Source organism: Porticoccus sp., assembly GCF_041592135.1.
In the GTDB taxonomy this organism is placed as follows: Bacteria; Pseudomonadota; Gammaproteobacteria; order Pseudomonadales; family Porticoccaceae; genus Porticoccus.
Window position 1 is genome coordinate 1 of sequence record NZ_JBFHQR010000084.1, and the last position, 10203, is coordinate 10203.

Annotated in this window: 11 protein-coding genes; 8 read left to right on the forward strand and 3 right to left on the reverse strand. The window is 57.0% G+C overall.

Going from position 1 to position 10203, the window contains the following annotated elements:
* Positions 1-1148 (reverse strand): adenosylmethionine--8-amino-7-oxononanoate transaminase (gene bioA / locus ABY948_RS08390; protein WP_461482080.1); only part of this gene is annotated, 1148 nt, incomplete at its 3' end.
* Positions 1149-1243: 95 nt separating this feature from the next.
* Here bioA and ABY948_RS08395 point away from each other — a divergent pair.
* A complete protein-coding gene (locus ABY948_RS08395; RefSeq protein WP_461482081.1) occupies positions 1244-2065 on the forward strand; it encodes a DUF547 domain-containing protein in 822 nt (273 codons plus the stop codon).
* 55 nt (positions 2066-2120) lie between these two features.
* Here ABY948_RS08395 and ABY948_RS08400 read toward each other — a convergent pair whose 3' ends face one another.
* Together ABY948_RS08400 and ABY948_RS08405 are read right to left on the reverse strand one after the other, a co-directional pair.
* Positions 2121-2807, reverse strand: a complete 687-nt coding sequence (locus tag ABY948_RS08400) for an orotate phosphoribosyltransferase (protein WP_461482082.1) — start codon at positions 2805-2807, stop codon at positions 2121-2123.
* Between the two features lie 238 nt (positions 2808-3045).
* Complete coding sequence (locus tag ABY948_RS08405) at positions 3046-3252, reverse strand: YciI family protein (protein WP_461482083.1); 207 nt, start codon at positions 3250-3252, stop codon at positions 3046-3048.
* A 248-nt stretch (positions 3253-3500) separates the two neighbouring features.
* Between ABY948_RS08405 and ABY948_RS08410 the strand changes: the two genes are divergently transcribed.
* The 7 genes from ABY948_RS08410 to sufT are packed head-to-tail and all read left to right on the forward strand — an operon-like array spanning position 3501 to position 9789.
* Positions 3501-3953, forward strand: a complete 453-nt coding sequence (locus tag ABY948_RS08410; RefSeq protein ID WP_461482084.1) for an SUF system Fe-S cluster assembly regulator — start codon at positions 3501-3503, stop codon at positions 3951-3953.
* A gap of 27 nt (positions 3954-3980) precedes the next feature.
* A complete protein-coding gene (sufB, locus tag ABY948_RS08415) occupies positions 3981-5441 on the forward strand; it encodes a Fe-S cluster assembly protein SufB (protein ID WP_461482085.1) in 1461 nt (486 codons plus the stop codon).
* Positions 5442-5455: 14 nt separating this feature from the next.
* Positions 5456-6220 carry a Fe-S cluster assembly ATPase SufC gene (sufC, locus tag ABY948_RS08420; RefSeq protein WP_461482086.1) on the forward strand — a complete coding sequence of 255 codons (765 nt, stop codon included), beginning with the start codon at positions 5456-5458 and terminating at the stop codon, positions 6218-6220.
* 1 nt (position 6221) lies between these two features.
* Positions 6222-7514 (forward strand): Fe-S cluster assembly protein SufD, encoded by a 1293-nt coding sequence (gene sufD / locus ABY948_RS08425; RefSeq protein ID WP_461482087.1) that lies wholly within the window; start codon positions 6222-6224, stop codon positions 7512-7514.
* Positions 7515-8783 (forward strand): aminotransferase class V-fold PLP-dependent enzyme, encoded by a 1269-nt coding sequence (locus tag ABY948_RS08430; RefSeq protein WP_461482088.1) that lies wholly within the window; start codon positions 7515-7517, stop codon positions 8781-8783.
* The gene (gene sufU, locus ABY948_RS08435) at positions 8780-9238 is read left to right on the forward strand and encodes a Fe-S cluster assembly sulfur transfer protein SufU (protein ID WP_461482089.1); all 459 of its coding nucleotides are present in this window, start codon (positions 8780-8782) and stop codon (positions 9236-9238) included. The genes ABY948_RS08430 and sufU overlap by 4 nt, the downstream gene beginning before the upstream one ends.
* Before the next feature lie 8 nt (positions 9239-9246).
* Positions 9247-9789, forward strand: a complete 543-nt coding sequence (sufT, locus tag ABY948_RS08440; protein WP_461482090.1) for a putative Fe-S cluster assembly protein SufT — start codon at positions 9247-9249, stop codon at positions 9787-9789.
* Positions 9790-10203: the final 414 nt, after the last annotated feature.

The following is a 10203-nucleotide window of genomic DNA, read 5'->3' on the forward strand; positions in this document are numbered from 1 at the left end:
CGCGCCAGATCGACAGGCGCTTTCATTTCAATCACACCAATTGCCCCGAGAACCCGTACATCGGCCACAGTGTCGAATTCCCTGGCGGCTGCGAGTCCCGCCTCTAGACGCCGCTGGATGGCGGCAATGCGCGCCTGCCAGTCAGAGGCGAGCAGCAACTCGATACTGGCATTGGCCACCGCACAGGCCAGGGGATTGCCCATAAAGGTGGGGCCGTGCATAAACACGCCCGCTTCACCCTGGCATATGCCATTGCTGACCTGCTCGGTACAGAGGGTGGCTGCCAGGGTCATATAGCCCCCGGTCAAGGCCTTGCCCAGACAGAGGATATCCGGCGAAATGTCCGCCCACTCACAGGCGAACAGCCTGCCGGTGCGCCCAAAGCCGGTGGCGATTTCATCGGCAATCAGCAGTACCTCGTGCTCGTCACAGAGCTGCCGAACCCGTTTGAGAAAATCCGGGGAATAAAAGCGCATGCCGCCGGCACCCTGGACAATTGGTTCGAGAATCACCGCCGCCAGCTCATCGGCGTGCGCGCTGATCACAGCCTCAAAATCCCCTATAAACGCTTCATCCCATTTGTCGTGAAAACCACAGCGGGGCGCCTCAGTGAACAGTTGTGGCATCAACACATCGCTGAACAGGTGGTGCATGCCGGTGACGGGGTCGCACACCGACATGGCGCCAAAGGTATCGCCGTGGTAACCGTTGCGCAGGCTCAACAACCGGGATTTCCCTTTTACGCCCTGTGATTGCCAATACTGAATGGCCATCTTCATGGCCACCTCGACACTGACTGACCCCGAGTCCGAGAAAAACACCTTATCGAGCCCAGCGGGCGTGAGTTCAACCAGTGTCTGGGCCAGGCGGGCTGCGGGCTCGTGGGTAAGGCCGCCAAACATCACATGGGCCATCTGCTCAGCCTGCTGCCGCAGTGCCGTATTCAGCGCGGGATGGCTGTAGCCGTGAATCACACACCACCAGGAGGACATGCCGTCAATCAATTCGCGGCCGTCGGCCAGTTTCAGGCGCACGCCCTGTGCGGAAGCCACCGGATAGACTGGTAATGGCTGCAGCAGTGAGGAGTAGGGGTGCCAGATGTGTTGCTGGTCAATGGCAGTAATTTGAGACCTGCTAATATTATGCATAGAGAGGTGATTCACAGGGATAGGGATTGATATTGTATGATAGCCAGCGCAGTGGTAACAAAGCACCTAACAACAACTAACAGATGGCTTTGATAATGGCACAGAGAAAGGCAGTTTTAGGTATTTTCTTTTTGGTCTCGCTGCTGGGTAGCACGATGGCCGGCGCTTCCACCGAGTCGCAATACTGGGGATATTGGGATCGCAGCAATGAGCGCAACCGTGAAATTATCGATCACGGCAGCTGGAATAGCATCCTTGCGCACTATGTGGTGAATAAAGAGGGCGGAGCCAACCGGTTTCGCTATGGCGCCCTGTCATCTGCTGATCAAAAAGCATTAAAAAACTATATCCGCACACTGGAAGACACCGACCCTCGCAGCTATCGGCGGGATGAACAGCAGGCCTATTGGCTGAATCTCTATAATGCCCTGACCGTCAAAATCATCAGCGACAATTATCCGGTCAAAACCTTTGCCGATATTCGCGCCAAAAACCTTTCCGGTGATCCCTGGAGCAGTCCCGTTGTCACCGTTTCCGAACAGCCACTGTCGCTCAATGACATTGAAAACCGCATCCTCAGGCCGATCTGGAAAGACCATAAGGTTCATTTTGGCCTGAATTGCACGGATATGAGCTGTCCCGGATTATTGCCCCAGGCATTTACCGGGAATAACGTCAAAGCACTGCTTAAAAAATCAGGGAAGGATTTTATCAACAGCCAGAATGGCGTCACCCTGAAGAACGGCAAGTTGACCGCTTCGAGCCTATTCAATCAATACCGCAGCGATTTTGCCCGGGATGACAAGGCGCTATTGAAGTTCTTTGCCCATTACGCCGATGACCGCCTTGCCCTGTATATTCTTGGCTTTCAGGGAAAGATCGACTTTGTACACGACAGAAGCCTGAATTCAATATAAGTATTGCCATTAAAAAAGGCCTGTAATCGACTGATTACAGGCCTTTTTTTGTATTTTATTCTTCAATGCCGCCGTGGGCGAGTGACCATTCCACTGGCGCATTCAGGAAAGACTCAATTTCAGCAATGGCTTGGCTATCCATGCGGTTTTCATTCTTGCAGACGTTGAGCACATCCCACCAGGTCGTCAGGTAGTGGAGGTTCACTCCGATATCAGCCAGCTTCTGGCGGGTGTCGGGGAAAATGTCGTAGAAGAAAATCACAAAAGTGTCGCTGACTTCGGCACCGGCTGTGCGCAGGGCTTCGCAGAACTTGATTTTGCTACCGCCATCGGTGGTCAGGTCTTCCACCAACAAAACCCGGGAACCTTCCTTGAGGTCACCTTCGATCTGCGCGTCACGACCGAACCCCTTGGGCTTTTTGCGCACATATTGCATCGGCAAGGAAAGGCGTTCGGCGAGCCAGGCAGCAAACGGAATGCCTGCAGTCTCGCCGCCAGCAACCGCATCAATGGACTCGAAACCGATATCGCGGAGGATGGTAGAGGCACCGAAATCCATCATGGTGGAACGCACCCGCGGGAAGGAAATGATCTTGCGGCAGTCAATATAGACCGGACTGGCTTTCCCTGAGGTTAGGCGAAAGGGATCATTTGGTCTGAAATTAATCGCTTCGATTTCCAACAGCATCTTCGCTGTCATTTGCGCGATCAGATCCCGGTCGGGAAAGCTGTTAAATGACATATTGACTCCAGTGTTACAGGGGTGGGCAGGTACCCGGAAAAGGTTAAAAACGCTTTTGTACGCCGTTTACGGTGGGAAGCGGGAATTTTGCCAGATCAGGCTGTTTGGGTACAGGCTTGATATCCACTCATGTAGCAGCGGACGTTCAGCTAGAACTCGGCCTTCCCCAATTGCTGCGTCGACAGAAATAACGCTTCAGCGGTCACGCTGAGGATGCCTGGTTATGCGTTTGGTCGAATCAAGGCGCCGGCCCTATCTGTCGTGTTTGCTCACCCAGTTCCATCAGCTCCACTCGGCCGCCTGAGGCGAGAATCGGGCAGTTCCTGGCAGTGGCGATGGCCTCATCGCGATCAGCCACTTCCAACACACAGAAGCCGCCAAAGCTGTGATCGCCGTGGTGGTTTGTGACGGTGCCGTTGCCGCCGTCGAGGAGTCTATCTCCCATTCCTTCGAACCAGCTTTGCCAGGCGCGGATGTTGTGCATCAACTCCCTCAGATTTCGTGGTTTTCTTCCCTCGTGAAACACCAGCAGATAGGACGTCATGAACTATTTCGCATCTGGCCTAATTACCAATAAATATAGGTGCTTTCGTTATTTTTTAGCCAGCAACACCAGGTTGCGGTAAAAAAGTGCTAATATTGTACCAAATTAGTACTCTTTAAGATGGCGTGTAAAAAAAGCGGGTTGGAATTATGTTCAGGATTAGTAAATTGACAGATTACGGCGTGCTTTTATTGCGAGAAATGGCCGCGACGCCAGCAGTAAAATTCACGCCGGGAGATTTGTCGAAGCAATTGGTCATACCACAACCCACCGTCAGCAAGTTATTAAAAAAAATGGTGAAGGGCGGACTGCTGAGCTCCAGCCGCGGCAAACATGGCGGCTATCAGCTAAAGGTCGACCCTGCGGAGCTGACCATGGCCTCTGTGATCAGCGTACTTGAGGGCCCGCTGGCAATCACGGAATGCAACATGGGGCCTGGCATCTGCAATATGGAAAGCCGTTGCAAGGTCAGAGATCACTGGCAGCATATCAATCGGGCCATTTACCAGGGGCTGGAACAACTCAGTCTGGCGGCCATGGTACAGCCCCATGTGGAGTCAGATACGCAATCGGGCGTGGTAGTGAGGGGAGAGACAGCCTAACCGGTCGTGAGACCAGGAGTACGAGCAATGGCAGTCGAAGCAAAAGGTGCCGACGCATTGGTGAAACCCGGTTACAAACACGGCTTTGTTACCGACATTGACACCGACATCATCCCCGCGGGGCTGAGTGAGGACGTCATTCGCCTGATTTCCAGCAAAAAGCATGAGCCGGCATTTATGCTGGAATGGCGGTTACAGGCATTCCACTATTGGCAGGCACTGATGCTGAAACATCGGGAGCCCACCTGGGCCCATGTCAGTTATCCTCCCATCGACTATGACAAAATCATCTACTATGCCGCCCCGCGCTCGGCTGAGGGCGGTCCCAGGAGTCTCGATGAGGTGGACCCGCAACTGCTGGAGACCTATGAAAAACTGGGGATTCCCCTGCACGAGCAGAAATTGCTCGCCGGTGTCGCCGTCGACGCGGTGTTCGACAGTGTCTCCGTCGCCACCACTTTCAAGGAAAAGCTGGCGGAAGCCGGGGTGATCTTCTGCTCCTTTTCAGAGGCCGTGCAAAAACACCCCGAACTGGTGGAAAAATACCTGGGCTCCGTAGTGCCCTATACCGACAACTTCTTCGCCACCCTCAATTCGGCGGTGTTTTCCGATGGCTCCTTCTGCTATATCCCGGCAGGCGTGCGCTGCCCGCTGGAACTGTCCACCTATTTCCGCATGAATGCCCTCAATACCGGGCAGTTCGAACGCACCCTGATTATCGCCGAGCCGGGCAGTTACGTCAGCTATCTGGAGGGTTGCACTGCACCGATGCGCGATGAAAACCAGCTCCACGCCGCGGTGGTGGAACTGATCGCTCACGAAGACGCGGAGATCAAATATTCCACCGTGCAGAATTGGTACCCCGGCGATGAGCAGGGCAGAGGCGGCATCTACAACTTCGTCACCAAGCGCGGTATCTGCCGCGGCAAGCGGGCACACATCTCCTGGACACAGGTGGAAACCGGTTCAGCCATCACCTGGAAATACCCCAGTGTGATTTTGCAGGGGGACGACTCTGTCGGCGAGTTCTACTCCGTGGCGCTGACCAACAACTGGCAGCAGGCGGATACCGGCACCAAGATGATCCACCTGGGAAAGAACACCCGCAGCACCATTATTTCCAAGGGGATTTCCAGCGGCCACGCCCAGAACAGTTACCGCGGGTTGGTGCGGATTAGCCCCAGGGCCGACAGGGCGCGCAACTACACCCAGTGCGACTCACTGCTGTTGAGCAGCACCTGCGGAGCACACACCTATCCCTACATTGAAAACAAAAACCCCTCGGCGCGCACCGAACACGAAGCCACCACCACCCGCATCGGCGAAGAGCAATTGTTTTATTGCCGCCAGCGGGGGATCGATCCCGAGTCCGCGGTCTCCTTGATCGTCAACGGCTTTTGTCGCGATGTCTTCCACAAATTGCCCATGGAGTTTGCCGTCGAGGCGCAAAAACTGCTGGAAGTCAGCCTCGAGGGTGCCGTGGGGTAATGGGGGAGAACATCATGCTGTGTATTCATAACCTCTACGTCAGCGTCGCTGGCAGTGAAATCCTCAAGGGGCTATCCCTCGAGATCCGGGCCGGTGAGGTGCATGCCCTGATGGGACCCAACGGCTCGGGCAAGAGCACCCTGGCCAGTGTGTTGGCGGGCCGGGAGGGTTATCAGGTGCGCGCCGACAGGTTGGAATTCTGCGGTGAAAACCTGCTGGACATGGCACCGGAGGAGCGGGCACACAAGGGCTTGTTTCTGGCCTTTCAATATCCGGTGGAGATTCCCGGAATCAGCAATATCCAGTTCCTGCGCAGCGCCTATAACAGCCTGCGCAAATATCGCGGCGAGGACCCCCTGGACGCAGTGGACTTTATGGCCATGGTCAATGAGCGCCTCCGGCAGGTGGCTATCGACCCCGCCTTCCTGCAGCGGCCGGTGAATGCGGGCTTTTCCGGCGGTGAAAAAAAACGCAACGAAATCCTGCAGATGCTGGTGTTGGAGCCGCAGCTGGCGATACTCGACGAGACCGACTCCGGGCTCGATATCGACGCCCTGCGCATCGTCTCCGACGGGATCAACAGTCTGCGCAGCGAAACGCAGGCCATTTTGTTGGTGACCCACTATCAACGCCTGCTCAACTACGTCAAACCCGATCGTGTACATATCCTAGCCAACGGCCATATCGCTCTGTCGGGTGGGCCGGAACTGGCCCTAACACTGGAGGAAAAAGGCTACGGCTGGCTGGCGGAAGAGGCGCAACCGCAGGCGGGGAGCTGAGATGAACGCCTTTGTCCTGCGTGACTTCGAATCCCACCTCGGCCGGCTGGGAGCAGTTCCCGCCAACGGCGGCCAGCTCGGCGCATTCCGTCAACGGGCCTACCGGGAACTGTTGGCCCAGGGCCTGCCCACCGTCAAAACAGAAGACTGGAAATACACCCATCTGCGCGACCTGCTGGTCCAACCCTTCGCCGAGCCGGATGGTGGTGAGCCGCTGGCGATCCCCCAGTGCGATGCGGAGCATCTGCTGGTCATGGTCAACGGCCATTTCGATGCCGGGCTGTCGCGCATTCAGGGTTTACCGGCAAAGGTTGCGGTCACCGCCCTGGGCGAACTGCTGGGGGGCGAGGCTGTACCGGGCACGCTCGGCGACATTGCCGTCCACCACCGACATCCCTTCGCGGCCCTCAACAGCGCCATGTTCGACGATGGACTGCTGATTGACCTGGCACCCGGCGTCATTTTGGAACGCCCCCTGGTGGTTTTTTGGCTCACCTGTGGCAGACAACCAACCATGCTTCACCCCCGCCTGTTGGTGCGGCTGGGGGAGGGGGCGCAGCTGACTCTGGTGGAGCAACACCTGGGTGGCCAGCGGCACCACTTGGTCAACAAGGTGGCCGAGTTCAGCGTTGGCGCCGGTGCCGGCCTGGAACACCTGCAACTGCAGCAAACCGGCGAGGTGCGGCTGATCAATGGCTGTCACGTCCGCTGCGGGCGCGACAGCAGCTACCGCGCCCAGAATTTCGATCTCGGCGGACAGCTTGTTCGCAACGACCTGATGATCTCCCTGGCGGCGGCAGGTGCCGACGTTTGTGCCGACGGCTTGTTCCTCACGGCTGGCGGCGAGCAGGTGGACAACCATGTACGGGTGGATCACTTGGCGCCCCATTGCCACAGTCGGGTGTTCTACAAAGGCCTGCTGGGGGAAAGCGGCCACGCCGTGTTCAACGGCAAATTGATCGTCCACCCCGATGCCCAGAAAACCGACGCCCGCCAGGTCAATCACAACCTGTTATTGTCGCCTCAGGTCGACATCAATACCAAACCGGAACTGGAGATTTACGCAGATGATGTGCAGTGCAGCCACGGCTGCACCACTGGTGAACTGGATCCGGATCAACTGTTTTACCTGCGCGCGCGCGGTATTGCCAAAAGCCGGGCACGCAAGCTGTTGGTAGAAGCCTTTGCCGGAGAAATGCTGGATCGCCTTGCGGTGCCGCTCGAGATGATCGAGTCCAGGTTGCAACGGGCACTGACGCATTTGATGAATGGCGACAGGCGGGAGGATCCGTAAATGACCAGGCGCTCCGCATCCCGGCCGGAGACGGGCTTCGCCAATGACCGGGGTGCAAATATTCTCGCGGCGCGGGGCGACTTTCCCGTGTTGGATCAGGTCGTGGGCGGCAAGCCGTTGGTCTACCTGGACAACGCCGCCACCACCCAAAAGCCCCGGCAGGTGATCGAAAGGCTGTGTCAGTACTACGAGCGAGATAACGCCAACGTGCACCGCGGTGTACACGAGCTGAGCGAGCGCGCCACCTGGCAGTACGAGCAGGCTCGAGAGTTGGTGCGGGACTTTATTAACGCCGCTGAACACGAAGAGGTTATCTTTGTGCGCGGCACCACCGAAGCCATTAACCTGGTGGCGCAGAGCTACCTGCGACCGCGGCTGGTGGCGGGGGACGAGATATTGATCACCGAGATGGAGCACCATTCCAATATCGTACCCTGGCAGCTGGTGGCTGCGCAGACGGGAGCAAAACTGCGGGTGGTACCGATTACCGATGAAGGCGAACTGGTGATCGACGCCTTTGCCAACATGATGAGCGAACGCACCCGACTGGTGGCGGTGAGCCATGTATCGAATACCCTGGGCACTGTTAACCCGGTGGCAGAGATCGTTCGTATTTGCCACCACTACGGCGTGCCGGTGCTGGTGGACGGCGCCCAGGCGGTGGGACATATGCCCGTTGATATGCGCGCCATCGGCTGTGATTTCTACGCGTTTTCCGGGCACAAGATGTATGCCCCCACGGGAATTGGTGTGCTCTATGGTCGGCGGGCGATTCTCAATGGGATGCCCCCCTGGCAGGGCGGTGGCGAAATGATCCGCAAGGTCAGCTTCGAGCACACCGACTATGCCGATCTGCCAAGCCGTTTCGAGGCCGGCACACCGGACATCGCCGGCGCCATCGGCCTGGGGGCGGCAATTGACTACATCAACGGACTCGGCCGGGAAAATATCGCCGCCCGGGAGCAGGAACTGCTGGCGTTAGCCACCGAGGCGTTACAGGGGCAGCCTGGTCTTGAGATCATCGGTCGCGCACCGCACAAAGGGGCGATTCTGTCGTTCGTCTTGCAGGGTGTTCACCCCCACGATATCAGCACCATTCTCGACCGGGAGGGCGTCGCCGTGCGCGCCGGGCACCACTGCACCATGCCGTTGATGGAGCGCCTGGGTATTCCCGGCACCACCCGGGCTTCCTTTGCCTTCTATAACCGCGACGAGGATGTCGCAGCCCTGTTGCGCGGCCTGCACGAGGTGCGGGAGTTTTTTAAATGAACCCGGAATTGCGCGAACTCTACCAGGACGTGATTGTGGAGCACGGCCGCCATCCGCGGAACTTTGGTGTGCCGGCGGAGTACAGCCACTGCCTGGAGGGCTACAACCCGCTCTGTGGCGACAAGTTGACGCTGTATCTCCATGTCGAAGATGGGATCATCGCTGATATCGGCTTCGATGGCATCGGCTGTGCCATTTCCATGGCGTCGGCATCACTCATGGGGGAGCGCCTTAAAGGACATCCCGTGGGGGAGGCACTGGTGCTGTTCGAGCGGGTTCACCAGTTACTGTTGACCGGCAAGGTGCCGGAGGACGAGGAGGGGAGTATAGGCAAACTCGCCGTCCTCGGGGGGGTAAGTGAGTTTCCCACCCGAATCAAATGCGCGACACTCGCCTGGCACACGCTGAAGGGTGCGCTTGAAGAAAATGTCCAACCTGTGACCACAGAGGAGTAACTCACTCAATGGTGCAGACTCGCGAGACCGTAGAACTGCTCGATGACTGCGAAGCTTACCTGATTCCCGAGGGCATCCCCCGCAGGCTCAAGGCCGGCACCTGGGTCACTGTCACCCAGGCTCTGGGTGGCGATGTCACGGTGAACGTGGCCGGCAACCTGGTGCAGATCTTCGCCAGCGACGCCCATGTGCTGGGGGAACGCTACCGCTTCCGGCTTCCTGAGGGGGACAGCGTTACGTCACTTGAGCAACAGGTTTGGGGCCGCCTGCGCAGCTGCTACGACCCGGAGATTCCCGTCAATATCGTCGATCTGGGCCTGGTCTACAACTGTCAAATCTGCGAACAGGACGATGGCAAAGCTCGGGTTGCCGTCGATATGACACTGACCGCACCGGCCTGCGGTATGGGGCCGATTCTGGCCGAGGGCGTCAGGCAGCGCCTGCTCAGTCTCGACGCCGTGATTGAGGCCGAGGTCAAGATTGTCTTTGATCCACCCTGGGGACGGGAGATGATGAGTGAAGCGGCAAAACTGGAGCTGGGGATGCTGTGATATGCCACTATTAAATTCACCACCCAGACGTTTTTCGACCAGTTAACACTTCCTGGCAAAATTTCAACCAAGTAAAACTTGAGAGTACAGCAGTACCTTGGGTGTCTCGACATATACGAGCCTGAACTTCCATAAAAATCTATATCTTATTGTTTATAGAAAGATTTTATGTATGGCCGTAAGAGTTATTTGCTGGTCAACTCAACTCTCCATGCGTATGCTGAGTCAACCATGATGGTGTCGGTTACGCAAAATCAGAATCCCCTATACACCGGAATAGATTGGGGTCGTATAGGGGAATACCTTGTTCACCAGGATACCCCCAGCTGATGAGGGTGTTCCAGGCTTGCTAGGGCCTGTTCACACTAATTTGGTTGCCTCTGTTGTGACTAAAAAAGCGCCAATCTAGGCGCG

Bases quoted from the DNA above. Each gene is read 5' to 3' on its own strand.
- sufT (WP_461482090.1), top strand. From the start codon at position 9,247: ATGGTGCAGACTCGCGAGACCGTAGAACTGCTCGATGACTGCGAAGCT.
- sufU (WP_461482089.1), top strand. From the start codon at position 8,780: ATGAACCCGGAATTGCGCGAACTCTACCAGGACGTGATTGTGGAGCAC.
- sufB (WP_461482085.1), top strand. From the start codon at position 3,981: ATGGCAGTCGAAGCAAAAGGTGCCGACGCATTGGTGAAACCCGGTTAC.
- ABY948_RS08405 (WP_461482083.1), bottom strand. From the start codon at position 3,252: ATGGGAGATAGACTCCTCGACGGCGGCAACGGCACCGTCACAAACCAC.
- ABY948_RS08400 (WP_461482082.1), bottom strand. From the start codon at position 2,807: ATGTCATTTAACAGCTTTCCCGACCGGGATCTGATCGCGCAAATGACA.
- ABY948_RS08430 (WP_461482088.1), top strand. From the start codon at position 7,515: ATGACCAGGCGCTCCGCATCCCGGCCGGAGACGGGCTTCGCCAATGAC.
- ABY948_RS08395 (WP_461482081.1), top strand. From the start codon at position 1,244: ATGGCACAGAGAAAGGCAGTTTTAGGTATTTTCTTTTTGGTCTCGCTG.
- ABY948_RS08410 (WP_461482084.1), top strand. From the start codon at position 3,501: ATGTTCAGGATTAGTAAATTGACAGATTACGGCGTGCTTTTATTGCGA.
- sufC (WP_461482086.1), top strand. From the start codon at position 5,456: ATGCTGTGTATTCATAACCTCTACGTCAGCGTCGCTGGCAGTGAAATC.
- sufD (WP_461482087.1), top strand. From the start codon at position 6,222: ATGAACGCCTTTGTCCTGCGTGACTTCGAATCCCACCTCGGCCGGCTG.